Raw genomic sequence first — 24,111 nt, forward strand, 5'->3', positions numbered from 1 at the left:
AACCGAGCGCCGTGCATGTCCGCCTCTCCCATCATCGTCTGGTTCCGCAACGACCTGCGGCTTGCCGACAATCCGGCGCTGACCGCCGCCGCCCAGGCCTCCGCCGAACGCGGCGCGCCGGTGATCCCGCTCTATATCCTGGAGGAGGACACCGGCGATCTCCCCTGCGATCCATGGTCGCTCGGCGGGGCGCAGCGCTGGTGGCTGCACGGCAGTCTGGAACGGCTCGCCACCTGCTGCGCCCGCCACGGCTCGCCGCTGGTTCTGCGCCGGGGCGAGCCGGGGGCGGTGCTCGACGCACTGACCAAGGAGACCGGGGCGGAATGCGTGCTGTGGAACCGCCGCTACACCCCCGCCCAGACCGCCCGCGATGCGGCGATCAAGGAGCAGCTGAAGGCGCGCGGCGTCGATGCGCGCAGCTTCAACGCCGGCCTGCTGGCCGAACCCTGGACCGTCCGCAACAAGAGCGGCGGTCCATTCAAGGTCTTCACCCCTTTCTGGCGCCACCTGTCCGCAACGCTGAACCCGCCGCTGCCCACCCGGGCGCCCGCCGCCCTGAAGGCGCCGGACAAGGCGCCGGCCGGAGATTCGCTCGACGCATGGGGCCTGCTGCCGACGAAACCCGATTGGGCGCCCGGATTGCGCAAGCGCTGGATTCCCGGCGAGGCGGCGGCGCTGTCCCATCTGGCCGATTTCCTCGACGGGCCGGTCGGCGTCTATGCGACGGACCGCGACCGGCCCGACCGCGACGGCACCTCCGCCCTCTCCCCCTATCTGGCCTTCGGGGAGATCGGGCCGCGGCAGGTCTGGCATGCCGCCCGCCACGCCGCCGACGCCCGGCCGGAACTGGCGGCCGGCATCGACGCCTTCCTGCGCGAGGTCGGCTGGCGCGAGTTCCAGTACCATCTGCTGCATCATGCGCCGGAGCTGCCCGACAGCCCGCTCGATCCCCGATTCGCCGATTTCCCCTGGCGCGAGGATGCGGCGGGCCTGCGGGCGTGGCAGCGCGGGCGCACCGGCTACCCCATCGTCGATGCCGGCATGCGCCAGCTGTGGGAAACCGGCTGGATGCACAACCGGGTGCGGATGATCGTGGCGTCCTTCCTGATCAAGGACCTGCTGCTGCCCTGGCAGGAGGGGGAGCGCTGGTTCTGGGACACGCTTGTCGATGCCGACCTCGCCCAGAATGCCGGCAACTGGCAATGGGTGGCGGGATGCGGCGCCGATGCCGCCCCCTTCTTCCGCGTCTTCAACCCGGTGCTGCAGGGCGAGAAGTTCGATCCGCAAGGCGATTACGTCCGCCGCTACGTGCCCGAACTGGACCGGCTGCCGCCGCGCTGGATTCACCAGCCCTGGGCCGCCCCGACCGAGGTGCTGCGGCAGGCCGGCGTCCGGCTGGGCGACGACTACCCGCGGCCGATCCTTGACCATGGCGCCGCCCGCGACCGTGCGCTGGCCCTCTACAACGCGCGCAAGGGACGGGTCGAGCCGGTGTCCTGACGGCTATATTTCGTTGCCATCTTCACCGAAGCGTCACCGGCCTGCCCGCAAACGGTCACGCCCGGTTGCTATTCTCCCTCCAGCGGCCCGGTGCGGCCGCCCTGTCCCGCCCAGCCTTCCGGGTCAGAAGCGATAAGGACGCCGGCCGCTCCGCCGCGGCCGATGCATGTCCAGGCTTGCAAAGAGCCCGGCCCCAAAAAGAACAACCGCCACTCGGCAAGGCGGCCCCAACCCCCGGGGCCGCCTTTTCCATGCCGCGTTGCGTCGCGGGCGAGAGTGTTATAAAGTAACACCCATGTCCGCCCTTCACGACCATACCCACTGCATCGCCGATGCGCTGACCCGTGCCGACGCGCTGTGCGCCGAACGGGGCGCGCGACTGACCGCGCTGCGCCGCCGCGTGCTGGAGCTGGTGTGGTCCAGCCACCGGCCGCGCGGTGCCTACGCTATCCTCGAAGACCTCAGCCAGCAGGACGGCAAGGCGGCGGCGCCGCTGACCGTCTATCGCGCGCTGGAATTCCTGGTCGAGCAGGGGTTGGTCCACCGCATCGAATCGCTGAACGCCTATGTCGGCTGCGCAGCACCGGGGGCCGTCCATTCCGGGCAGTTCCTGGTGTGCGAGGCCTGTGGCGACGCCGCCGAGATCGACGATCCGGGCGTCGGTGCCGCCATCGACGCCGCGGCGGCCGAGCGCGGCTTCCGCGTCCAGCGCCCCACCGTCGAGGTGCGCGGCCTGTGCAAATCCTGTCAGGAGAATCCCCGTTGAGCGCTCCCGCCGCAAGTCCCGCCCGCCTTCCCGTCTCGGTGCTGACCGGCTTCCTCGGCAGCGGCAAGACCACGCTGCTGCAGGCGCTGCTGCGCAACCCGGCCATGGCGCGCACCGCCATCGTCATCAACGAGTTCGGCGAGGTCGGGCTCGACCATCTGCTGGTCGCCAAGGCGTCGGAGAACATGGTGCTGATGGACAGCGGCTGCCTGTGCTGCACCATCCGCGGCGATCTGGTCGACACGCTGCGCGACCTTTTCCTGAAGCGGGTGAAGGGCGAGATCCCCGATTTCGACCGGGTGGTGGTGGAGACGACCGGGCTGGCCGATCCCGCACCCATCATCCACACCCTGATGTCGGATCCGCTGCTGGCCGCCCGCTTCCGCCTGGACGGGGTGATCGCCACGGTGGACGCGGCGCATGGATCGCTCCAGCTCGACCGCCAGCCGGAAAGCGTGAAGCAGGCCGCCGTCGCCGACCGCATCGTCCTGACCAAGACCGACGTCGCTACCCCGGCGGCGACCGCCGCCCTGATGCAACGCCTCGCCGCCATCAACCCGGCCGCCCCGGTCCTTCCCGCCGCCCATGGCGAGATCGACCCGAAGCGGCTGTTCGACGCCGGGCTCTACAACCCGGAAACCAAGAGCCCCGACGTCGCCCGCTGGCTGCGCGAGGAGGCCTATCGCGACGAACAGGCCAAGGGGCACGGGCATGAGCACCATGACCACGATCATGGGCATGACCATGACCACCATGGGCACGACCATGGCGGCCACGATCATGGCGACCATTGCGGTCCCGACTGCGGCCATGATCACCATCACCATGACGCCAACCGCCATGACGACCATATCCGCGCCTTCTGCATGGTGATCGACCGGCCGATCCCGTGGAATGGCTTCGTCGACTTCATGGAGGCGCTGATCGCCCAGGCCGGCGAGAATCTGCTGCGTGTGAAGGGGCTGCTGAACGTTCAGGAAAGCGAGCTGCCGGTGGTGGTCCACGGCGTTCAGCACATGTTCCACCCGCCCGTCCGCCTGGAGGACTGGCCCAGCGACGACCACCGCACTAAGCTGGTCTTCATCACCCGCGACGTCGGCCAGTCGGTGATCGAGCCGCTGTTCAACGGGCTGGTCTGGGGCGAGGGGAAAGAGGCGGAGTAAGGGGCGGCCACTGGGAGCCCCCTCCCCATCCCTCCCCCGCTTCGCGGGAGAGGGGGCGGGAGCTTTGCAGGATTTCGGCGGCAGTCCCCTCTCCCTCGAAGAGGGGGAGGGTTAGGGAGGGGGCATCGTCAGCCGACGCCTCACCGCCCCACCACCCGCCGCAACGGACTGTCGCCGACCGACCACACCCCGCGGTCGGTCGCCTTCGCTCCGTCGAACACCAGCCAGCTCTGCCGTCCGTAATGCGGCAGCGGCCGGACCAGCGCCTGCAACGCCGCGGCATCGGCGCCCGACACCACCAGCGCAGTCCGCCCGTCCGCCGCGCGCGACACCCACACCCGCGCGCTGCCCCGCCCGGCCAGTTCAGCCGGCACCGGGGGCAACCCGCGCCGCTCCAGTTCCCGCGCGACCGCCGCGTCGGTCCCGACCAGCAACACCGGCGCGTCCCCACTCCCGCCCTGCCGACCCGCACCGTCCATCAGCCGGCCGGCCAGTGCCCGCGCCGCCTCCGCCGCGTCGCCGTCGGCGGCGATCACCCGCTCGGCACCAGGTCGCAGGGTGACGTCGCGCAGGATCGGCGGCGCCTCGCCCGGAGCCAGCCGGCGGAACAGGTCGAAGTCGGGATCGATGGACACCGCCCGCACCGCCGCGCCGGCCGGAATGCGCAGCGTCGCCTCCTTCGCATCGAAGCGCACCTTGCGGTCCTCCACCCCCGCCGCCGTCTCCAGCCGCACCGGCACGGCCAGGGCATAGGGCTTGTCGGCCTCCTGCCGCAGGGTCAGCAGCACGCCGTCCCCATCGGCACGGGCATCCGCCAGAACCAGCAGCGGCGCGCCGCGACGCTCCAGCCATTGGGCGAACGGCCCGCCGAGGTCGCGGCCGGATGCCGCCTCGAAGGCGCGGCGCAGGTCGGACCAGCCGGCATCGCGGAAGACATGGTCGCTCCAGAAGCGCCGTATGCCGGCGTCGAAGGCATCGCGGCCGATCTCCGCCTCCAGCATGTGGAACAGCATCGCCGCCTTGCCGTAACCGACGATCTGTGACGCGTCATGCGTCTTCGAAAGGAACTCCGTCAGCGGACGGTCGCGTTCGGCCGGCAGGGCGGCGTAGTCGCGCAGCCAGTCCAGCCGCATCGCCCGGGCCGCGTCGGCGCCGCGGTCGCGCGCGGCGGCGTAGTCGGCCATATAGGTGGTCAGCCCCTCCGCCCAATTGCCGCCGGCGCCGACGCGCACGCCGTTGCCCCACCAGTTGTGCATGATCTCGTGGGTCAGCGACTGGCTGCGGATGAAGGGCAGCGGCAGGACGGACCGGCCGATGGCGGTCAGCCCCGGAAAGCCCAATCCCACCGGCGGCGGAACGGAAACGATGCTGAATCCGTCGAAGGGATAGGCGCCGATGCGGGCGGCGCCGGCGGCGATCGCCTGCTCCGACAGGGCGAGATAGCCGTCGGCAAGCCCGGTCTGCTCCGGATGGCGGTAGAGCCGCAGGCGCAGCGCCCCAGCCATCCGCTCCTCCACCGTCCAGGGACCCGCGAAGACGGACGGCTCCTCGACGCTGCGGGTTTCCTCGAACACGGCGCGATAGCCGGCGGCGTCGCGCCCCTCCTCCACCAGCCGTCCGGTGGCGACGGCGACATAGGGCGCCGGCACCCGCACCGACAGCCGCCAGCTGGGCGGCTCGTCGCCATCGGCGGCCGGGTCCGGCAGCCAGCCACCCTGCCCGGGCAGGAAGGCGCCCTCCCCGTCCAGCGCCACCCCGGTTCCGGCGGTGAAGCCCGGCAAGCGCCCACCATAGCGGATGGTCACCGGCCCTTCTCCCTCCGGCACGACCAGCCGCAGCCGGTCGCCGCGCCGGTCGGCCGGAACTGCGCGATCGCCAACCCGCACCTCATGCAGGGTCAGGGCGGGGTCGAGCTGCAGCGACTGCGCCCCTGCCGGCAGGCTCAGCCGGTCCACCACCTCCAGCCGGCCGGCGGCGGGGTCGAGCGTCAGGTCGATGTCGTGGTGAAGCGGTGCGGCGCCGGCCGGGGCGACCACGCCCAGGGCCAGCGCCGCGCCCGCCAGGGTCCCAAGGACTGGGGCCCGGATGCGCAGGGTCGTCATGCCCCTCAAGATGGGCCGTGGACGACCGCTGCGCCAGCGCTGCCTTACGCGGCGCGGATGCTTGCCAGGAAGCCGTCGACCTCTCCGCGCAGACGGTCGGCGACGCCGGTCAGGCGGCCGGATTCGCCCAGCATCTCGTTGGCCTTGGCGCCGGCATCGGTGGTCGCCTCGCTGGCGCCGGCGACGTTGACGGAAACCGCCTGCGCACCCTGGGCCGCCTGATGGACGTTGGCGGAGATGTCGCGCGTCGCCGCCCCCTGCTGTTCCACCGCCGCGGCGATGGCGCTGGAGATGCTGGTCATCTCGCCGATCACATGGCCGATGTCGCGGATCGCCACCACTGCCACGTTGGTGGCCTGCTGGATTTCCGCGATCTTCCGCTGGATGTCCTCGGTGGCGCGGGCGGTCTGGTTGGCCAGCCCCTTCACCTCGCTCGCCACGACGGCGAAGCCCTTGCCATGCTCGCCGGCACGCGCGGCCTCGATGGTGGCGTTCAGCGCCAGCAGGTTGGTCTGCCCGGCGATGGAGTTGATGAGGTTCACCACCTCTCCCACCTCGTTGGCGGCACGGACGAGGCCGTTCATCACCTCGTTGGTCTTGGTCGCCTCCGACACCGCTTGGTTCGCCACATCGTTGGAGGCGCTGACCTGACGGCCGATCTCGCCGATCGAACTGGACAGTTCCTCGGTCGCACCGGCGACGGTGTTGACGCTGACCGCCGCCTCTTCCGCGGCCTGGGCGGCGGCTGTGCTGCGGGTCGCCGCGGTGGCGGTGCTGGACGTCAGCGCCTGGGCGGTCTGGCGCATGGTCCCGGCCGACGCCGTCACCTGCCGCACCACCTCGCCGATCGACCGTTCGAAACCGTCGGCCAGCCTGGACAGCAGGGCGACCCGTTCCGCCTCCGTCTTCACGCGCATCTCCTCCTGCTCGGCGCGCAGCCGGCGGTTCTCCAGCCCGCGCTCCTTGAAGATGCCGACCGTCACCGCGATCTGCCCGATCTCGTCGCGCCGGCCGCCGTCGGTGACCTCCACATCCAGATCGTCGTTGGCGAGCCGGCGCATCGCCGCGGTCAGCCGCGAGAGCGGCAGCGTGATCGACCGGGCGATCCACAGCGACAGCAGCAGCGCACCGACGCCCAGCACGCCGCCGAACAGAGCGGCCTCGATCGCGTGGCGGCGGAAGTCGGCCTCGATGTCGTCGATATAGACGCCGGTGCCGACCACCCACTTCCAGCCCGGCGTCATCTGCGCATAGGCGATCTTTGGGCTGGGCACCGTCTGGCCGGCCTTGGGCCAGGAATAGGAGACATAGCCGCCACCCTTGCGCGCCGCCTCCACGAGAAGCTGTGCGAAGGGAACGCCGTTGGGGTCCTTGGCACCCCCGAGGTTCTGGCCTTCGATCTGCGGCTTCCCGCCGTGGACTTCGATCCGCGATTCCAAGTCTGTGACGAACAGATATTCGTCTCCATCATACCGCATCGCGCGGATCGCGTTCCGTGCCGCCAGGCGGGCGGCGTCCAAGGGCATCTCCCCCTTGGCCGCGCGCGTCTCGAAGTCTTTGATCGTACCGATCGCCACCTCGACGATGGACTGAACCCTTTCCCGGCTTGATTCCTCTTGGGTATCGCGAAGAGACGACAGAAGGATCGTTGCGATACCAATGATTGCGCAGAGCATGACTGCGGATATGGTGAGGAATTTTTTTCTTATGCTGATGTTTTGCATTCAAACGACCTCCCGGATAGACAATTCGAAGTCTATGGATCCGGTCGGTCAGAGTCAAAACCGTACAATTCAGACATAATCCGCGGACAAAGTTCAAAGCCGCGTTACAAGGTGACATCAAGATTGGTGAAAATGATCACATTTGCCACAAAGACTCCGAGCGCCATCGTCCAGGCATAGGTCAACCCGGATAAAGCCGCACCAAATCATACAACCTTGACAACCTTTCATCGCGAATCCCCAGTTCGTCCAGATGCCGGACTGTGTTCGCGAGGTAATCGATGTTCGGTCCGCGCTGGCCGCAGCAGTCCGCGATGCGACAAACGACCGCAGCCTCGTCCATGCCCCTGCAATATTGGGGATGGCTGCGGTCGACGACGAAGCAGCAGGCGCGCACCGTCTCCAACCCTTCGGCCGACCGGCCGTCGCGCAGCCTCACATGCAGCATCTTCGGCAGATAGACGCGGTTGTCCATCTCCCGCTCCCACAGATAGTCGAGGGCAACGGGCACGTCCGCCGCCGCCACCCGGAAGACGATGCCGCGGCACGATCCGCCACGGTCGAGCCCCAGCACCAGTCCCGGCCGCTCCGGCGTGCCCCGGTAGCGATGGGAGGCGACGCAGAAGCTGCGGTGATAGCCCGGCAGCGTCGCCGCATGCCGCTCGGCAAAGGGAAAGCCGGGATTCCACATCAGGGAGCCATAGCCGAACACCCAGAGGTCGCTGCCGGGTTCGACCGCGATGTCGGCGGACCAGGCGGGACGCGGAAGCTGCTGATCGGGAGCCATGGAGAATGAAGGGTGTCCGGAAGCGAATCGGCGATGCCCAAACCTAGCATGCGCCTTCCGGGGTCGCTATAAGGGTACGGAGATGGAACGGACATGCCACCGATGCGACCCACCCCCACCACTTCCGCGCCGCGCCGCCTGCTGACCGGGCGCAGGATTGGCACGATCCTCGTGCTGATGGTCCTGCTGCTGCCGGCCGTCGTCTATACCCTGTGGTGGTGGCAGGCGGCCCGTGCCGTGCGCGGCGGCCTGGAGGATTGGGTCGCCGCGCAGCGCGACAACGGGGCGGTGGTGGAGCATGGCGGCCTGACCGTCGCCGGTTTCCCCTTCGCCCTGCGGGCGGAGTTGGACAGGCCGCATCTGGCCACCCGCGGCGCCGAATGGCAGGGCGCGCGCCTGATGGCGGAGGCGGCTCCCTGGAACCCCACCCGGATCGCCCTGACCTTCTCCGGCGAACAGCGCCTGTCGGTGGTGCAGCCCGGCCAACCGCCGATCGACATCCTGGCCCCGCAGGGCGGCAGCGGCGACCTGACCATGCGGATGTCGGGCACGCTGGAGCGTCTGGCCCTGCGCTTCACCGGCCTGACCGCGCAAGTCGCCAGACAGACAGTGCCGGTCGCGGCATTGGACGTCGGCGCCGCCCAGCCGGACCAGCCGCCGGCAGAACGCACCGTCGCCGGCCTGACGTTGACCCTGTCCGCCGACGGCCTCACCCTGCCCGACGGCATGGTGCCGACGCTGGGCCGCGAGGTGAAGCGGACGGAGTTGACCCTGCGCGTCATGGGCACCCCGCCCCGCCCCGAACCAGCCAGCCTGTCGGCCTGGAGCCGCGACGGCGGCACGGTGGAGGTCGATCGGCTGGCGCTGGACTGGGGACCGCTAGGGGCGGTGCTGTCGGGCACGCTGGCGCTGGACGCGCAGTTGCAGCCGCAGGCGGTGCTGACCGCCGAGATCCGCGGCGCCCCCGCCATCCTCGACGCGGTGAAGCCGATGATGCGCCCGAACGAGGCTGCCATCGCCCGCACCGTCCTGACCATGCTGGCCCGCCCGACCGGCCCGAACGGCGAGCCGGTGGTCACCGCTCCCGTCACCGTGCAGGACCGCGCCCTGTTCGTCGGCCCGTTGCGCGTCGCGGCCCTGCCCAGGGTCGTGTGGTGACAAAAGCGGGGCACGCCCGCGCCGAACCGGCGGAAATGCAACACCCGGCGGGCGGCGTGACGGTTCCGTGACTCCGCCCCCTTGTTTCACACCCCGCATCGGGTCAAATTGACGCAGCTCCTGTCGCGGCTGCCATGGTGCGTCGGTCGATGTGTCGGTTCCTTGCCTATTGCGGCGAACCTGTGTTCCTGGAAACGCTGGTCTGCACGCCCTGCCATTCCCTGATCGAACAGTCGATGCACGCCGCGGAGGCGAAGACCGAGACCAACGGTGACGGTTTCGGCGTCGGCTGGTACAGCGAGCGGACCGAGCCCGGCCGCTATTGCGAGATCCGCCCGGCCTGGTCGGACGAGAACCTGCAGTCGATCTGCAGCCATGTCCGCTCCCACCTGTTCTTCGCCCATGTCCGTGCGGCCACCGGCACCGCGGTCAGCCGGGCCAACTGCCATCCTTTCAAGGCCGGGCGTTTCCTGTTCATGCACAATGGGCAGGTCGGCGACTGGCCCCGCCTGCGCCGCAAGGTGGAGGCGATGATCCCGGACGAGCTGTACGGTGCCCGCACCGGCACCACCGACAGCGAGGCGATCTTCCTCGCCGCGCTCGGCCAGGGGTTGGAGCGGGATTCGGTCGGCGCCTTCCAGCGCGTCCTGCACGCCATCCGCGACGAGATGCGGGCGCTGGGCATCATGTCTCCCCTGCGTTTCACCGCGACATGGACCGACGGCGACCGTGTGTGGGCCGTGCGCTGGGCGTCGGACGACAAGCCGCCCAGCCTCTACTGGCGGCGCGGCGACAACGGCCTGATCGTCGTGTCGGAGCCGGTCGATTCCCAGCGCGACCAGTGGCGCCCGGTGCCGCCCGGCGGCGGGCTGGTCGCGCGCATCGGCGCGCCGCCGGAGATGTTCACCTTTCATTGAGGGGGGTGGTTCCTTGCAGGCTTAGCCCCCCACCTATCCTCCCCCGCTGGGCGGGGGAGGGATTGGACCTTTGTCGGCGTTCAGCGGCAGTCTCCTCCCCCGCCCAGCGGGGGAGGATTAAGGTGGGGGTCTAACGTCGCAAGGCTCCTACACCCCTCATCCCCCCAGCAAGCGCTCCTTCGGCAGCAGGATCGTCACCGCCGTCCCCCGGCCCGGTGCGCTGTCCACCTCCACGCCGCCGCCATGCAGTTCGGCGAAGCGGCGGACGATGGGCAGGCCCAGCCCCACCCCCTCATGCTGGCGGACCAGCGAGCGTTCGGCCTGGGTGAAGGGGTTGAAGATGCGGCCCATCAACTCGGCCGGAATGCCCGGGCCGTCGTCGCGCACGGTCAGCCCGACGAAATTGTCGCGGTCCTCCACCACCAGCGCCACATGGCCGCCGGACTGGGTGAACTTCACCGCATTGTCCAGCAGGTTCAGCACCATCTCGCGCAGCCGGCGGCGGTCGATCCGCATGCGGAAGGCCGGGCAGGGCTGCACCGTCACCGCCAGCCGCTTGGCCGAAGCCTTCGGCGACAGCAGGTCGGCGCAACCGGACAGCAGTTGGGGGATGTCGACGTCGCTCTCCTGGATTTCGATCGAGCCGGTCGAGCCCCGCGTGTAGTCCAGGATGTTGTTGACCATGGTCAGCAGCGACCGGCCGCTGTCCTCGATCAGCTTCACATATTCCAGATAGTCGGGGTGGCCCAGCTTGCCCATCCCCTCCCCCGCCAGCACGTCGGCGAAGCCGATGATGGAGTTCAGCGGCGTGCGCAGCTCGTGGCTCACCACCGCCAGGAAATCCAGCTTGGCGCGGTCCGCCTTGCGCGCCGCCTCCAGCGCGTCCGACAGTTCGGCCGTGCGCTCCGACACCCGGCGTTCGAGTTCGCGGTTCTGCTCCGCGGCGCGGCGGTAGAGCTTGCGGATCTCCACCATGTTGCGGACGCGGTGCAGCAGTTCCCAGGCGATGAAGGGCTTGGTCAGGAAGTCGTTGGCGCCCAATTCCAGCGACTTGCGTCGGGTTTCCTGGTCGGTCTGGGCGGTCAGCACCAGCACCGGCACGTAATCATCGCCGAAGACCGGCTTCAGCCGCTCCATCAGTTCGAAGCCGCTCATGTGCGGCATGCGGATGTCGATCAGCAGCAGGTCGAACGGCTCGACCGTGCAGAGGTCCGGCACCTTGCGCGGATCGGTCTCGCCGAGAACGCGGGTGTAGCCGTCATGGCTCAGGATTTCGCGCAGCAGGTCGACGTTGGACTGGTTGTCGTCCACGATCAGGATGCTGGCGTCCCTGACCTGCTGGGCGAGCGCCGGGTCGAACTGGCTCCTGTTCATTGGGGAGCTTGTACCTTTGACCATCCACACTGGCAGTTAGATTTGCCTCTGAACGGATCAAATGCAATCGAAATGATCAGGAAAGGCGGCCTGTGGGACCGCCCTGCTCAGGCGCGCTTTTCCCAGCCGCCGCGCTCGTTCTGCTGCCAATAGGTCAGGGCGTAGCCGGCCGCCTTGCAGGCCTTCCAACGCTGGCGGGCGGCAAGCACCGCTTCGTCGTCGTTGCCGTCGAAAAGGTCGCAGACGAGCTCGAAGCTGTCCATCCGGTCACTGACGCAGCCGTCCACCGTGACCAGCACGGTGGCGCCGTTGGGGTTCTCGTCGGCATCAGTCAGCCACACCGGCTGCTTTTCGGCGAAGCCGTCGCGCACCGCCCCGTGCGGCAGGAAGGAGCCGGGATCGTAGGTCCACAGATGCTGGTTCAGCATGTCCACCCGCTCCGGCGAACCGGCGAGCACGACGGCGCGCCAGTTCCGCTCAAGAACCTTTTCCAGGATCTTGGGCAGCGCCTGTTCCATCGTGCGCCGTTGCAGGTGGTAGAAGCGGACTTCGGTCATGGCTCCTTCACGCACACATCAAGCCTCTGCCATCAAGCCTCGTGGAAGTCCGCCACGAAGCGGTCGAGCAGGCGCACGCCGAAGGCGGAGGCGCCCTTCGGCACCGTGGCGCTGTCCTTCTTCGCCCAGGCGACACCGGCGATGTCGATGTGGGCCCACGGCACGTCGTTGACGAAGCGCTTCAGGAACTGCGCACCGACGATGCTGCCGGCGCCGCCGCCCGACCCGGTGTTCTTCATGTCGGCGGCCGGCGATTCGATCTCCTTGTCGTAGCCGTCGCCCAGCGGCATGCGCCACACCGGCTGGCCCACCTTCAGGCCGGCGGCCGTCAGGTTCATGGCGAGGTCGTCGTCGTTGGCGAACAGGCCGGCATGCTCGTGGCCCAGCGCCACGATGACGGCGCCGGTCAGGGTGGCGAGATCGATCATCAGCTTGGGCTTGTAGACGTCCTGCGCGTACCACAGGCAGTCGGCCAGCACCAGACGGCCTTCGGCGTCGGTGTTGATGACCTCGATGGTCTGGCCCGACAGCGAGGTGACGATGTCGCCCGGACGCTGCGCCGTGCCCGACGGCATGTTCTCCACCAGCCCGACGATGCCGATGGCGTTGACCTTCGCCTTGCGGGCGGCCAGCGCGTACATGGTGCCGATCACGGTGGCGGAGCCGCCCATGTCCCACTTCATGTCTTCCATGCCGGCCGCACCCTTGATCGAGATGCCGCCGCTGTCGAAGGTCACGCCCTTGCCGATGAAGGCGACCGGACGCTTGTCGTCGGCCTCCGGATTGCCGTTCCAGCGCATGACGACCACGCGCGGCTCGCAGGCGCTGCCCTGGGCGACGCCCAGCAGGGCGCCCATGCCGATCTTCCGCAGCTTCTTCTGGTCGAGGATCTCGACCTCCACGCCGAACTGCTCCAGTTCCTTCGTCTTCTCGGCGAGGCTTTCCGGATAGATGACGTTGGCCGGCTCCGACACCAGATCGCGGGTGAAGCGGATGGCGTCGGCCAGCGTGTCCAGCTTCTTGAAGGCGGTCTTGGCGGCACCGTCTTCCTCGACCAGCAGCGTCAGCTTGCGCAGGCTCGGCTTCGGCTCCTTCTTGTCGGCCTTCCGGTCGTTGGTCCGGTACTTGTCGAACTTGTAAGAGCGCAGCTGCGCGCCGAAGGCGATCTCGGCCGCCGCGGCGGCGGGCGATTGCGTGGCGCCGTCCGGCAGCTCGACCAGCAGCGCCGCCTCCTCGGTGGCCTTGTCCAGCGCCACGGCGATGGCGCCGCCGGCGGACTGCAGGATCAGGTCGCTCAGATCGGCACCCTTGCCGAGGCCGACCAGCAGGATGCGGTCCAACTCGGTCCCGGCCGGGGCGAGGAGCGTCAGCGTCTCGTCCTTCTTGCCGTTGAAGCGGGCGGCGGCCATGGCGCGGGCCAGCGCCCCGCCGGTCTTCTGATCGAGCTCGCGCCCGATCGGGCCGAGGCCGCGATCGGCGGCGACGGTCACGGCGAGCACGCCGGAGGCAGGCAGGGACGGCTTGGCGAAGGAGAACTTCATCTGGTCCTCTTGGGAGGTGGGGCGGATATGCCCGGACGAATTCAGCGGCGGAAAGCCTACCCCACCGATAAGGAGCGCGCCACCCCGGCTGTCAAGGGCGGGGGGAGTTGGCGCTTTGCGAAGCTAGACCCCCACCTATCCTCCCCCGCTGGGCGGGGGAGGGACTGCCGCCACCCTCCCGAACAAGCACCAATCCCCTCCCCCGCCCAGCGGGGGAGGGTCAGGGTGGGGGCATTCAGCAAGCGCTCACTCAAGCATCGATCGCCTTGCCCAGTTCGACCGGATCGACCTCGCCCTGCTCCAGACCGACGTCGGACACGCTCTCCTCCGACACGCTCTCTTCCGCGCGGCGTTCCAGCACGGCGGCGAAGAAGCCGTCGGTGTCGTGGCGGGCCGGCGTCAGGCGGAGGTACGGACCCTCGACCGGCGGGGCGCCGGCCTCTTCCTCCGCCCACACCTCGGCGACCGGCTTGACGATGAAGTCGTGGTGGGTCTGCAGGAAGGCTTCGACCTGCGCCTCGTTCTCGTCATGCAGCATGGAGCAGGTGGCATAGATCAGCCGCCCGCCCGGCTTCACCAGACGCGCGGCGCTGTCCAGGATGTTGGCCTGAAGCGGCAGCAGCTGCTCCAGCCCCGGCCCCAACTGGCGCCAGCGGGCGTCCGGGTTGCGGCGCCAAGTGCCGGTGCCGGAGCAGGGAGCGTCGACCAGCACGCGGTCGAACTTGCGCTTGTGGCGCTTCACCCAGGGGTCGCGCTCGCTGGTCAGCGGATGCGCTTCGATGTTGTGCAGGCCGGCGCGGCGGAACCGCTCGGCGGCGCGCTTCAGGCGCTTGTCCAGCACGTCGCAAGCGACGACGCGGCCCTTGTTCTTCATCAGCGCGGCGATGGCCAGCGTCTTGCCGCCGGCCCCGGCGCAGAAATCGACCACCTGATGGCCGGGCTTCGGCGCGACGGCCAGCGCCACCAGCTGCGAGCCCTCGTCCTGGATCTCGACCAGACCGTCCTTGAAGGCATCGACGCTGCCCAGCGGCGGCCGGCCCTTCACCCGCAGGCCCAGCGGGGACCAGTGAGTGGTCTCCGCCGTGATCTGCGCCTTGGCCAGCGCCTTGATCGCGCTCTGCTGGTTCGCCTTCAGCGGGTTGATTCGCAGGTCGAGCGGCGCCGCCTCCAGCAGCTTCTCCATCTCCACCCCGAACCGGTCGCCGAGCGAGGCGCGCATCGCCGCTTCCGCCCACTCCGGACACTCCACCCGCACCGTTTCCGGCATGTCGGGGTGGTCCATCGTGTGGCTTTCCAGCTTGCCGACCATCGCCAGTTCGTCGTCGGTCAGGCGGGCGGGGGCGAACTTGCCGCCGCTGAACATCTCCAGCACCACGCCAGCGTTGCGGTTCTCTTCCAGCAGCAGATAGGCCAGCACGCGGGCGCGCGGGGTGGGACGCTCGTAGCCGCCGCGCTCGATCCACCAGCCGAGCCGCGCATGGCGACGCAGGATCGCGTAGGCCATCTGGGCGACGGCGGTGCGGTCCTTCGACCCGATGTAACGGCGGTTGCGGAAATAGGCGCTCATCACCGCGTCGGCGGGGCGAGGGGTCTCGTCGATCTCGGTCAGCAGATCGATGACCGCCTGGAGGCGGGCGGCGGGTGTCATGGCGTCTGGTCCCTTGGGGTGTCTCATGGCGGCGAACAGGACCGGGGCCGGCATGTTCCGGGTCGATGATCCGGATTTCGGGCGGTCCTTCGCGTATGGGCTGTCGATACCGCGTTTGCCGCGCGCTGTCACGCTTCGCCGCCGCGCGGCTGCCCAGACCGCGACTCGGGGATGCCGCTCCGCTCCCGCTCCCCGTGACAACCGGCCGCGACCTATCCGAAAGTGCAGGTTGGGGATTGACGACTCGGGGTAACCACCGGCACAAACGATCGGGTGATGTGACCTTCGCGTGACCGGACCGGCCCTTGGCCGGCGGGCGGCGAGGTCTTCGACCGACATGACGGATTTTTACGGCGGAGTTGCGCGATGGCGGCTGCGGCTGGGGTGGCGTGTGCGCGTGTCTTGAAGCGGGCCGGAAGGCTGTCGCTGGTCGCGGGCCTTCTGGCGACGCTGGCGGCCTGCGCCGGCGCCACCCCGATGGTCGAGGGCCAGCGCCCGACGGCACAGCGCCCGACGCTGGATCAGGTGGCGCCCGATTTCCGCCATCTCGCCGGCTGGATCGACGACGACCATGCCCAGGCGGTGCCCGCGGTGCAGCGCACCTGCGGCTGGGTGAAGAACCAGCCGCCGGGCAAGCCGCTGGGGCAGTTGCGCGCCGCCGGCACCACCGACGACTGGCGCGCCATCTGCGCCGCCGCCCGCGATTTGGCCCCCGGCGACAGCGAGGCGGCCCGCCGCTTCTTCGAGGCCTTCTTCGCCCCGCGCGATGTCGCCAACGGCGAGGACGGCCTGTTCACCGGCTATTACGAAATCGAACTGCGAGGCAGCTGGACGCGCACCGAGCGCTACAACGTCCCGCTCTATCGCATGCCGTCGCGCGGCAAGAAGGGCCTGCCCACCCGTGCCCGGATCGAAGCCGGGGCGCTGAAGGGGAAGGGGCTGGAGCTGATGTGGGTGGACGACCCGGTCGACGCCTTCTTCCTGGAAATCCAGGGCTCCGGCCGGGCGATCATGGCCGACGGGTCGGTGGTCGGCATCCATTACGGCGGCCAGAACGGTCACAGCTATTACCCGATCGGCCGCCATATCATCGACCGCGGCGACGCCACGCCGGAACAGATGTCCTTGCAGACGATCCGCCGTTGGCTGAAGGACCATCCGGCCGAGGCACAGCGGGTGATGAACCTCAACCCCTCCTACGTCTTCTTCAAGGTGAAGTCCGAGGTCGGCGCCCGCGGCGCCCGCAACATGGAACTGACGCCCGGCCGCAGCCTTGCCGTGGATGCCGAGCATATCCCGCTGGGCGTGCCGCTTTGGCTTGAGGTGCGCGACGCCCCGGTGCCGGGCGGTGCCATCAACCGGCTGGTGATGGCGCAGGACACCGGCGGCGCCATCAAGGGTCCGGTGCGCGGCGACCTGTTCTGGGGCCACGGGGCCCAAGCGGAGGAAGGGGCCGGCGTGATGAAGGCGCGCGGCCGCTACACCATGCTGGCGCCGCGCAACCTGTCTGTGGAAACCGCCCAGCGGAAGTGAGGACGGCGGAAGCGATGACGGTGGGTGGCGACATCCGGCTGGAACGGCTGACCGCCCTGCCCGACCGGGATGGGGCGCTGGCGGCGCTGGAGGAGATCTTTTTCGCCTCCACCACCCGGACGGAGTTCGCGTCGGATACCGAGCGCGCCGCCTTCCTCGCCACCTGGACCGGCTGGTACGTGGATGATGCGCCGCGGGACATCTGGATGGCCGTGACGGCGGACGGGCTGGTGGTGGGCTACCTCACCGGCTGCAAGGACAGTGCGGGCACGCCCGAACTTGCCCGCCGCATCCCGAAATACGAGGTCTTCGCCGACCATTTCACCGCCTACCCCGCACATTTCCATGTGAATGTCCGGCCGGGCTGGCGGGAGCACGGGCTGGGGCGCCGGCTGGTCGACCGCTTCGCCGAGGATTGCCGGGCCGACGGCCTGCCCGGCGTGCATCTGGTCACCGCCGTCTTCGCCCGCAATGTGGAGTTCTACCGGCGCGCCGGCTTCACCGACGCCTGCCAGCGCGGGCCGCTGCTGTTCCTGGGCCGCTCATGGGCCGGAACCTGAAGACCTGACTTCGGCTCCTGACTTTCGGGACACGGCTGTGCTAGGCAGGGGCATATCCCTGCCGGAAAGCCCGTTGCCATGACCCGCCCGCCCCTGCTGATCGAAAGCCCGCAGAACCCGCAGTTCAAGCTGTGGGAATCGGCGCTGGAAAGCCGCGGGCTGAAGAAGAACGGCAAGTTCCTGCTGGCCGGGCTGAAGACGGTGCCGGAGGCGCTGCGCCAGCATCCAGAGCGGTTCGAGCGCATCCTGTTCACCGACCCGGCGCAGATATCGTCCTGGCGCCTGCCGCCGGGGGTGGAGCCGGTGCAACTCGCACCATCCCTCTTCCGGACGCTGGACGTGTCGGGCACCGGATTCCCGCTGCTGGTCGGCGCGGTGCCGAAGATGCCGGCCATCGACCTGTCGCAGCCGCCGCAGGGCTTGGAGCTTCTGTGCGCCCTGGGCGATCCCAGCAACCTGGGTGCCCTGCTCCGCAGTGCCGCATCCTTCGGCGTGTCGCGGATCGTGCTGCTGGAGGGCGCGGCCCATCCCTTCCACCCCAAATGCCTGCGCGCGGCGTCCAACGCGCAGTTCGCGCTGACCCTGCTGCGCGGCCCGCGCTGGAGCGCGGTCAACGAGGCGGCGGGGCCGCTCTATGCTCTGGACGGCGGCGGCGAGGATTTGACCCGCTTCGACTGGCCGGCGGACATGCGGCTGATCCTGGGCGAGGAAGGCCAGGGCGTGCCGGCGGACTGCACGGCCACGCGGCTGTCGGTGCCGACGACGGGCGCGGTGGAGTCGCTGAACGCCACCGTGGCGGTCAGCGTGGCGCTGTTCGCGCGGTATGCGGCCGGTAAGAGGTAGGCTTCGGATGCCCCCACCTATCCTTGTATGTTTGTTTTTCGTTATAGTGCCTTGGACGGATCGCGCTGCTGGGGGTGGCCACCCCCAGCAGCGCGGGCCGGCTGGCAGGCCGTCCTATCCGAGGCTGCTTGAGGCCGTGGGGGAGCGAGGTCCCAGCCGGTTGTCTTCCAACAAACCCGAATGGTTGCGCGGGCCATGAGCCCGGATTTGCAAGGCAGGGGCTGGGAGATGGCTGCTTTTTCCAAGACACTTGGCCTGGATGTCTCCAAACGCCAGCTGGATGGCCATTTCTGGCCCGATGGCGTGAGCGTCAGCGTCGGAAACAATGAAGCAGGGTTCACCACCCTGCTGCGTCACTTGGCCGAACGGGCGGTGGATGCCATCGCGGTCGAGGCATCGGGTGGCTATGAACGCAAACTGGTCGAGGCGATGCGGCAGGCCGGCTTTCGCGTGCTGGTTCTGCAGCCCCGCGACGTGCGGCTGTTCGCCCAGATGCGGCGCCGGCATGCCAAGAATGATCGGCTGGATGCCCGCGTGATCGCCGAGTTCGCCGCACTGTTCGGCGAGGAGCGTCCGGCACGCTCCCCGGTTCTGGAGCGTCTGGCGGCTTACCTGACCTACTACGAACAGCTCAGCGCTGCCGCAGCACAGACCAAGACCCAGCTTGAGGGCTTTGTCGACGACGAGGTGCGGGCGCTGGTTGTCGAGCAGATCAGGCGCCTGACCGCCGACAAGCGGACGTTGCTCGCCCGCATCCGGGCTCTGGTCGAAGAGGACCAGGACTTGGATAAGCAGGTGAAGCGCCTCCAGAGCATGCCGGGCATCGGCTTCCTGAGTGCGGTCACGCTGGCTGTCCGTTTGCCCGAACTCGGCCGGCTGACGCGACACGCCATCGCCTGTCTGATCGGTGTCGCTCCCTTCGACGACGAGAGCGGCCAGCATAAGGGACGACGATACTGCAGTGGCGGCCGAGAACGGGTCCGAACCATGCTCTACATGGCCGCCACCACCGCCAAACGATGCAATCCCATCATCAAGGCTTTCTGCGAACGCCTCAAAGCCGCTGGAAAGCCACATAAACTCATCATCGTCGCCGCAATGCGAAAGATGATCGTCACCCTCAATGCCATGGTCCGAGACAACAAGGAATGGCAGGACAACCTAGCCTCACCATGAAAAACAACATGGTTGCTCCCCCGCTGGGCGGGGGAGGGACCGCGTACTTGTTCGGAAAAGCGGCGGCAGTCTCCTCCCCCGCCCAGCGGGGGAGGATTAAGGTGGGGGTCTAACCCCATCAGAATTCTACCCCATCACCGACGCCAACACCTGCACCACCTGATCCGACCCGTAGGGCTTCTTCAGCACCGGCACGTCTGCAAACCGCTCCGGCACCGCGGCGGACTCGCCATAGCCGGTCGCGAACACGAATGGAATCCCCAACTCCCGCAGCCGGTCGGCCACAGCCACCGACGTCTCGTTGCCGAGGTTGATGTCCAGAACGCCGACCACCGGCGGATCGTCGGCCAGCAGGCGCAGGGCATGTCGGACGCCGGCGGCGGTGTTGACGCGGCTGGCGCCGAAGCTCAGCAACACGTCTTCCGTCGCCATGGCGATGATCATGTTGTCTTCCAGCAGCAGCACCGGGCCGTCGATGGAGAAGTCGGCCGCCGGCACCGGCAGGCTGTTCCGGCCGCCATCGGGCAGGCTGTCGGCGACGGTCACATACTGGGCCGGGATCATGAAGCGCGCCCGCAGGCCCGACAGCGCATAGGTGACCTCGGCCTCGCCCTGCAGGTCGTGGGGGACGGAGCGCTCGATCACCGTGGTGCCGAAACCGGTGCGGGTCGGCGCGCGCACCGGCGGACCGCCGTTCTCCTGCCAGTCGATCAGCAGCCGCCCGCCCTGGTCGATCGACCAGTCGGCCTCGACCCAGCCGCCGCCGTCGCTGAGCGCGCCGTATTTGGCGGAATTGGTCGTCAGTTCATGCACCACCAGCGCGAAGACGGAAAATGCCTGCGGCGCCAGCAGAACGTCGGGACCGGTCAGCCGCACCCGCTCGCTCTTGGTCGACAAATAGGCCCCGATCTCCGCGGCGATCAGCGAGCGCAGCGCGGCCGGCCCCCAATTGTCGGCGGTGATCTGGTCATGGGCGCGGGCCAGCGCCTCGATGCGACCGGCGACGATGGCGGCGAACTGCTGCACCGTTTCCGCCCCGCTCTCGCTCTGGCGCACCAGCGCGCGGACAAGGCTGAGGATGTTGCGGACGCGGTGGTTCAGTTCGGCGATCAGCAGTTCCTGCCGCTCGGTCGCCTCCTTGCGCGTGCGGCCGGCCACGTCGGCCAACCGCAGAACCACTTCCAGCAGAGTCACCCGCAGCGATTCGGCGCTGCGCTGGTCCAGGTCGCTCCAGGGCTGCGACCGGCCGCGCACGGTCTCCTTCCAGGCCTCGAAGCTCTTGCGTGGGGTCAGGCGCGGGCCGTTGGGGCCATACTGCGCCGGCTTGGACGGGTCGCCGCCCCAGGTGATGGTGCGGACCAGTTCCTTGCGGAAGAAGACCAGATAGTCGCGCGGCGTGCGCGACACCGGGATGGCGAGCAGGCCGCAGGCGCGTTCGGTGAAGTCGCGGGCCGGCGGATGGACCGTCCCCAGCTGGTCGGTGAAATAGACCTTGCTGGGCGGGGTCCGGTGCAGGAAGCGCATGACGCCCTGCGTCTCCTCCCGCGTCGGCGTCTCGCCTTCCATCTGCAGCTGGCCGTCGATGCAGCAGGCGAAGCCGTCGCACTGGATCAGCGTGCGCAGTTCGGTGGCAAAGGTGACGAGGCTGTCCAGCGGCGATTCGCTGTCGGCCAGCATCGACATGATGCGGACATGGGCACGGCGCACCTGCGCCTCGCGCTGGTCCTCCTGCTCGCGCTCCCGGCCTTCAAGCAGGAGCGAGACCATCTGGCCGAACAGTTCGGCGGTGGTGCGCCGTTCGAAGGACAGCGAGCGGGCCTGCCGATGGTGGCATGCGAACAGGCCCCACAGCTTGCCGTGCCGCAGGATCGACACCGACAGCGAGGCCCCGACCCCCATGTTGCGCAGATATTCGACATGGATCAGCGAGACGCTGCGCAGCAGGCTGAGCGACAGGTCCAGCGGCTGGCCGGTAGGGTCGAGCGCCGGGATCACCGGCACCGGCGGCGCGTTCACGTCGGCGATGCAGCGCAGCCAACTGCGCTCGTACAGCCGCCGGGCCTGCTGCGGGATGTCGGAGGCCGGATAGCGCTGGCCGAGGAAGCTGCCGATGCCGTGCACCGCCGACTCAGCGATCACCTCGCCTGCGCCGTCGGCATCGAAACGGTAGACCATCACCCGGTCGAAACCGGTCAGCGCCCGCATCTGGCGCGCCGCCTCCCGGCAGAAGGCGTCGAAGCCGCGGGTGTTCTGGACCCGCCCGATCATGGAGCGCAGCAGCGACCCGGAATCCTGCGGCCCCTCGCCCTCGCTGGGTTCCGCCTCGATCACGATGGAAGAACCGGAGAGATGGACGGCGACGTCGCAGACCGGGGCGGTTTCCGAAAGCTGGATACCGAAGGCGCGTTCGACGCTGCCGTTGATGTGGGCGACCTGCAGCCTCCCGCGGATGGTGTGCAGCGCATCCGCGTTGATCACGCGCGACAGCGGCGTGCCGAGCAGATCCTCGGCCTCCACCCCCAGCCAGCGCGCGGTGTTGGCCGACGCGTGCACGACGATCCAATCGGCCGTGACGGCGATCAGGAAACCGGTCGGCTGGATCAGACCCAGCTGGTGGATGGGTTCCCGGTCGCAATCGGTGAGGTCGACAGACCCCGAAGGAACAGGGCTGCTCATCGAGCAAAGACTTCGGACAAACGCAACCTCAAGCGGAAGCTAGACCAGTGGCGCTTGTCACGCCCTGCCAAGGGATGTGTACAACAATTTAGGCAGGACAATGGAGCGCCGCAACGCTCCAAAATGGCTATTCCTATGTTCTTATTAAGGCGCGTTAACTTAACATAGGATAATTTTTGAAGAGCTCTGCGTCTGTTTCTGACCAGTGAATAGTCATTTTTTTCGAGGAACGATTCAGATATCTCGTCACGCTCGCACAACTCCGGATCGTGAGCCGCACAACGGTTCGCCGGCATGACGGGGAGGATGCGCAAGCAAGCGAGCCGGGAGTCCGGGCCTGACGGCGGACTCCCGGCTTGCGGAAGCTGCGGCTGGAAAAATGAGGATCAGCCGCGGCCGGCGATCAGGCTGTCGGCCGCCGCACGGGCTTCGGCGGTGATGGTGGCGCCGGACAGCATGCGGGCGATCTCCTCGCGCCGCTCGTCGCCGTCCAGTTCGGCGACGCCGGTGGTGACCTGCTCGCCCTTCTGCGACTTCTGGACCTTCAGGTGGACGGCGCCGCGCGCCGCGACCTGAGGGCTGTGGGTGACGACCAGAACCTGCAAGCCATGGCCCAGCGTTTCCAGCCGCTCGCCCACCGCCGCGGCGACGGCGCCGCCGATGCCGGTATCCACCTCGTCGAACACCAGCGTGCCAACGGTGGAGGTCTGGGCCAGTACCACCTTCAACGCCAGCATGAAGCGGGCCAGTTCACCGCCCGACGCGATCTTGTTCAGCGCACCCGGCGGGGAGCCGGGGTTGGTCGCGACCTGGAAGGCGATGCGGTCGATGCCCGACGCGTTCCATTCCGACTCGTCGAGCGGCTCGACCAGCGTGCGGAACTTGGCCTTTTCCATCTTCAGCGGCGCCAGTTCGCCGGCGACCGCAACGTCCAACCGGCCGGCAGCCTCGCGGCGGGCGGCGCTCAGCGCCTCGGCGGCCTTGTGGAAGGTGGTGCGGGCCTGCTCGGCTTCCTTCGCCAGCTTGGCCAGCAGGTCGCCCTGATCCTCGATCAATAGCAGACGGCCGGCCATCTCCTCGCGCAGGGCCGCCAGGGCGTCGACATCCACGCCATGCTTGCGGGCGGCGGCGCGCAATGCGAACAGCCGCTCCTCCAGCTTTTCCAGCGCCCGCGGATCCATGTCGACGCTGCTGGAGGCGGTCTGCAGGGCGGCAATGGCCTCTCCCGCCTCGGTCGCGGCACGGTCGAGCGCGGCGATCACCGGGTCCAGCGTGCCGCCAGCCCGGTCGGCGATGCGGCTCAGCGTGCGGATGGCCGAGGCCAGTGCCCGTTCGACGCCACGGTCGCCCGACAGCTCCGCATAGGCGGCGTTCATGCCGTCGACCAGCTTTTCCCGGTGCATCAGCACCGCGCGGGTCTCCGACAGTTCCTCCTCCTCGCCGGACTTGGGAGCGAGCGCATCCAACTCGGCCACGGCGTGGCGGAGATATTCCTCTTCCGAGCGGGCGCGGGCGATGTCGGCGGCGGCGGAATGCCGCGCGTCCTCGACCTGCCTCCAGGCGCGGTGCGCGGCAGAGACCTGCGCCGCCTGCGCCGACAAGCCGGCATAGGCGTCCAGCACGCCGCGGTGGGTCTGCGGGTTCAGCAGGCCGTGGGTGTCGAACTGGCCATGGACCTCGACCAGTTCGGCGCCGAGCAACTTCAGCAGGCCGACGCCGACCGGCTGGTCGTTGACCCAGGCGCGGCTGCGCCCGTCGGTGTTGACGGTGCGGCGGATCACCAGCGAGCCGTAACCGGAGGCAGAGTCACCGGAATCGGCGTCGAGCCCCTGTTCCTTCAGGATGGCGAAGGCCGGGTGGTCGCCCGACAGTTCGAATTCCGCGGTGACGGAGGCCTGATCGGCGCCATGGCGCACCAACCCGGAATCCGCGCGAGCGCCGAGGGCAAGCCCCAGCGCGTCGAGCAGGATCGACTTGCCGGCGCCGGTCTCGCCGGTCAGGGCGCACAGGCCCTTGCGGAAGGACAGGCTCAGCCGCTCGATCAGGACGACGTCCCGGATCGTCAGCGACACGAGCATGGAGCGTC

The 24,111-nt window shown here is 68.9% G+C and carries 18 protein-coding genes; 9 read left to right on the forward strand and 9 right to left on the reverse strand.

Annotated features, from left to right (window positions below; all coding sequences use genetic code 11):
- The first annotated feature begins 15 nt into the window (after window positions 1-15).
- The 3 genes from ACWPKK_RS07945 to ACWPKK_RS07955 all read left to right on the forward strand — a co-directional run bounded on the left by ACWPKK_RS07945 (window position 16) and on the right by ACWPKK_RS07955 (window position 3,429).
- Window positions 16-1,500, forward strand: coding sequence for a cryptochrome/photolyase family protein (locus tag ACWPKK_RS07945; protein WP_452002564.1), 1,485 nt, complete (start codon window positions 16-18; stop codon window positions 1,498-1,500).
- 295 nt (window positions 1,501-1,795) lie between these two features.
- Complete coding sequence (locus ACWPKK_RS07950; protein WP_452002567.1) at window positions 1,796-2,266, forward strand: Fur family transcriptional regulator; 471 nt, start codon at window positions 1,796-1,798, stop codon at window positions 2,264-2,266.
- Window positions 2,236-3,429, forward strand: coding sequence for a CobW family GTP-binding protein (locus ACWPKK_RS07955; protein WP_452002570.1), 1,194 nt, complete (start codon window positions 2,236-2,238; stop codon window positions 3,427-3,429). The genes ACWPKK_RS07950 and ACWPKK_RS07955 overlap by 31 nt, the downstream gene beginning before the upstream one ends.
- A gap of 140 nt (window positions 3,430-3,569) precedes the next feature.
- Here the strand turns inward: ACWPKK_RS07955 and ACWPKK_RS07960 are convergent, their stop codons facing one another.
- From ACWPKK_RS07960 to ACWPKK_RS07970, 3 genes are all read right to left on the reverse strand, one after another.
- Window positions 3,570-5,531 (reverse strand): M1 family metallopeptidase, encoded by a 1,962-nt coding sequence (locus ACWPKK_RS07960; protein ID WP_452002573.1) that lies wholly within the window; start codon window positions 5,529-5,531, stop codon window positions 3,570-3,572.
- 44 nt (window positions 5,532-5,575) lie between these two features.
- A complete protein-coding gene (locus tag ACWPKK_RS07965) occupies window positions 5,576-7,255 on the reverse strand; it encodes a methyl-accepting chemotaxis protein (protein ID WP_452002576.1) in 1,680 nt (559 codons plus the stop codon).
- A 181-nt stretch (window positions 7,256-7,436) separates the two neighbouring features.
- Complete coding sequence (locus tag ACWPKK_RS07970) at window positions 7,437-8,042, reverse strand: gamma-glutamylcyclotransferase (protein WP_452002579.1); 606 nt, start codon at window positions 8,040-8,042, stop codon at window positions 7,437-7,439.
- 102 nt (window positions 8,043-8,144) lie between these two features.
- On the opposite strand from ACWPKK_RS07970, the gene ACWPKK_RS07975 reads away from it, so the two are divergent.
- Both ACWPKK_RS07975 and ACWPKK_RS07980 read left to right on the forward strand, forming a co-directional pair.
- Window positions 8,145-9,200: a DUF2125 domain-containing protein gene (locus tag ACWPKK_RS07975; RefSeq protein ID WP_452002581.1), complete on the forward strand. Its 1,056-nt coding sequence runs from the start codon at window positions 8,145-8,147 to the stop codon at window positions 9,198-9,200.
- Between the two features lie 149 nt (window positions 9,201-9,349).
- Window positions 9,350-10,117 (forward strand): class II glutamine amidotransferase, encoded by a 768-nt coding sequence (locus ACWPKK_RS07980; RefSeq protein ID WP_452002583.1) that lies wholly within the window; start codon window positions 9,350-9,352, stop codon window positions 10,115-10,117.
- 156 nt (window positions 10,118-10,273) lie between these two features.
- Here ACWPKK_RS07980 and ACWPKK_RS07985 read toward each other — a convergent pair whose 3' ends face one another.
- The 4 genes from ACWPKK_RS07985 to ACWPKK_RS08000 form a co-directional block, all read right to left on the reverse strand.
- Window positions 10,274-11,491 carry an ATP-binding response regulator gene (locus ACWPKK_RS07985; RefSeq protein WP_452002586.1) on the reverse strand — a complete coding sequence of 406 codons (1,218 nt, stop codon included), beginning with the start codon at window positions 11,489-11,491 and terminating at the stop codon, window positions 10,274-10,276.
- Between the two features lie 107 nt (window positions 11,492-11,598).
- On the reverse strand, window positions 11,599-12,048 hold the full coding sequence (locus tag ACWPKK_RS07990) for a DNA polymerase III subunit chi (protein WP_452002589.1): 450 nt from the start codon (window positions 12,046-12,048) through the stop codon (window positions 11,599-11,601).
- 32 nt (window positions 12,049-12,080) lie between these two features.
- Complete coding sequence (locus ACWPKK_RS07995) at window positions 12,081-13,589, reverse strand: leucyl aminopeptidase (protein WP_452002592.1); 1,509 nt, start codon at window positions 13,587-13,589, stop codon at window positions 12,081-12,083.
- Window positions 13,590-13,839: 250 nt separating this feature from the next.
- On the reverse strand, window positions 13,840-15,237 hold the full coding sequence (locus tag ACWPKK_RS08000) for an RsmB/NOP family class I SAM-dependent RNA methyltransferase (protein ID WP_324866653.1): 1,398 nt from the start codon (window positions 15,235-15,237) through the stop codon (window positions 13,840-13,842).
- Window positions 15,238-15,603: 366 nt separating this feature from the next.
- On the opposite strand from ACWPKK_RS08000, the gene mltA reads away from it, so the two are divergent.
- The 4 genes from mltA to ACWPKK_RS08020 all read left to right on the forward strand — a co-directional run bounded on the left by mltA (window position 15,604) and on the right by ACWPKK_RS08020 (window position 19,349).
- Window positions 15,604-16,770, forward strand: a complete 1,167-nt coding sequence (mltA, locus tag ACWPKK_RS08005; protein WP_452002596.1) for a murein transglycosylase A — start codon at window positions 15,604-15,606, stop codon at window positions 16,768-16,770.
- A gap of 14 nt (window positions 16,771-16,784) precedes the next feature.
- Window positions 16,785-17,330 (forward strand): GNAT family N-acetyltransferase, encoded by a 546-nt coding sequence (locus ACWPKK_RS08010; protein ID WP_452002599.1) that lies wholly within the window; start codon window positions 16,785-16,787, stop codon window positions 17,328-17,330.
- A 78-nt stretch (window positions 17,331-17,408) separates the two neighbouring features.
- Entirely contained in the window at window positions 17,409-18,173 is a 765-nt protein-coding gene (locus ACWPKK_RS08015; RefSeq protein ID WP_452002602.1) for a TrmH family RNA methyltransferase, read from the forward strand.
- Between the two features lie 195 nt (window positions 18,174-18,368).
- Window positions 18,369-19,349, forward strand: coding sequence for an IS110 family RNA-guided transposase (locus ACWPKK_RS08020; RefSeq protein WP_452002605.1), 981 nt, complete (start codon window positions 18,369-18,371; stop codon window positions 19,347-19,349).
- A 126-nt stretch (window positions 19,350-19,475) separates the two neighbouring features.
- Here the strand turns inward: ACWPKK_RS08020 and ACWPKK_RS08025 are convergent, their stop codons facing one another.
- Together ACWPKK_RS08025 and recN are read right to left on the reverse strand one after the other, a co-directional pair.
- Window positions 19,476-22,025, reverse strand: coding sequence for an HWE histidine kinase domain-containing protein (locus ACWPKK_RS08025; protein WP_452002608.1), 2,550 nt, complete (start codon window positions 22,023-22,025; stop codon window positions 19,476-19,478).
- A gap of 386 nt (window positions 22,026-22,411) precedes the next feature.
- Window positions 22,412-24,103: a DNA repair protein RecN gene (gene recN, locus ACWPKK_RS08030; RefSeq protein ID WP_452002611.1), complete on the reverse strand. Its 1,692-nt coding sequence runs from the start codon at window positions 24,101-24,103 to the stop codon at window positions 22,412-22,414.
- Window positions 24,104-24,111: the final 8 nt, after the last annotated feature.

The sequence above is a fragment of the Azospirillum largimobile genome (genome assembly GCF_977007025.2).

Excerpts from the sequence above, each read along its gene's own strand:
- ACWPKK_RS07945 (WP_452002564.1), top strand. The coding sequence starts at position 16 with ATGTCCGCCTCTCCCATCATCGTCTGGTTCCGCAACGACCTGCGGCTT.
- ACWPKK_RS07950 (WP_452002567.1), top strand. The coding sequence starts at position 1,796 with ATGTCCGCCCTTCACGACCATACCCACTGCATCGCCGATGCGCTGACC.
- ACWPKK_RS07960 (WP_452002573.1), bottom strand. The coding sequence starts at position 5,531 with ATGACGACCCTGCGCATCCGGGCCCCAGTCCTTGGGACCCTGGCGGGC.
- ACWPKK_RS07965 (WP_452002576.1), bottom strand. The coding sequence starts at position 7,255 with ATGCAAAACATCAGCATAAGAAAAAAATTCCTCACCATATCCGCAGTC.
- ACWPKK_RS07970 (WP_452002579.1), bottom strand. The coding sequence starts at position 8,042 with ATGGCTCCCGATCAGCAGCTTCCGCGTCCCGCCTGGTCCGCCGACATC.
- ACWPKK_RS07975 (WP_452002581.1), top strand. The coding sequence starts at position 8,145 with ATGCGACCCACCCCCACCACTTCCGCGCCGCGCCGCCTGCTGACCGGG.
- ACWPKK_RS07980 (WP_452002583.1), top strand. The coding sequence starts at position 9,350 with ATGTGTCGGTTCCTTGCCTATTGCGGCGAACCTGTGTTCCTGGAAACG.
- ACWPKK_RS07985 (WP_452002586.1), bottom strand. The coding sequence starts at position 11,491 with ATGAACAGGAGCCAGTTCGACCCGGCGCTCGCCCAGCAGGTCAGGGAC.
- ACWPKK_RS07990 (WP_452002589.1), bottom strand. The coding sequence starts at position 12,048 with ATGACCGAAGTCCGCTTCTACCACCTGCAACGGCGCACGATGGAACAG.
- ACWPKK_RS07995 (WP_452002592.1), bottom strand. The coding sequence starts at position 13,589 with ATGAAGTTCTCCTTCGCCAAGCCGTCCCTGCCTGCCTCCGGCGTGCTC.
- ACWPKK_RS08000 (WP_324866653.1), bottom strand. The coding sequence starts at position 15,237 with ATGACACCCGCCGCCCGCCTCCAGGCGGTCATCGATCTGCTGACCGAG.
- mltA (WP_452002596.1), top strand. The coding sequence starts at position 15,604 with ATGGCGGCTGCGGCTGGGGTGGCGTGTGCGCGTGTCTTGAAGCGGGCC.
- ACWPKK_RS08010 (WP_452002599.1), top strand. The coding sequence starts at position 16,785 with ATGACGGTGGGTGGCGACATCCGGCTGGAACGGCTGACCGCCCTGCCC.
- ACWPKK_RS08015 (WP_452002602.1), top strand. The coding sequence starts at position 17,409 with ATGACCCGCCCGCCCCTGCTGATCGAAAGCCCGCAGAACCCGCAGTTC.
- ACWPKK_RS08020 (WP_452002605.1), top strand. The coding sequence starts at position 18,369 with ATGAGCCCGGATTTGCAAGGCAGGGGCTGGGAGATGGCTGCTTTTTCC.
- ACWPKK_RS08025 (WP_452002608.1), bottom strand. The coding sequence starts at position 22,025 with ATGAGCAGCCCTGTTCCTTCGGGGTCTGTCGACCTCACCGATTGCGAC.
- recN (WP_452002611.1), bottom strand. The coding sequence starts at position 24,103 with ATGCTCGTGTCGCTGACGATCCGGGACGTCGTCCTGATCGAGCGGCTG.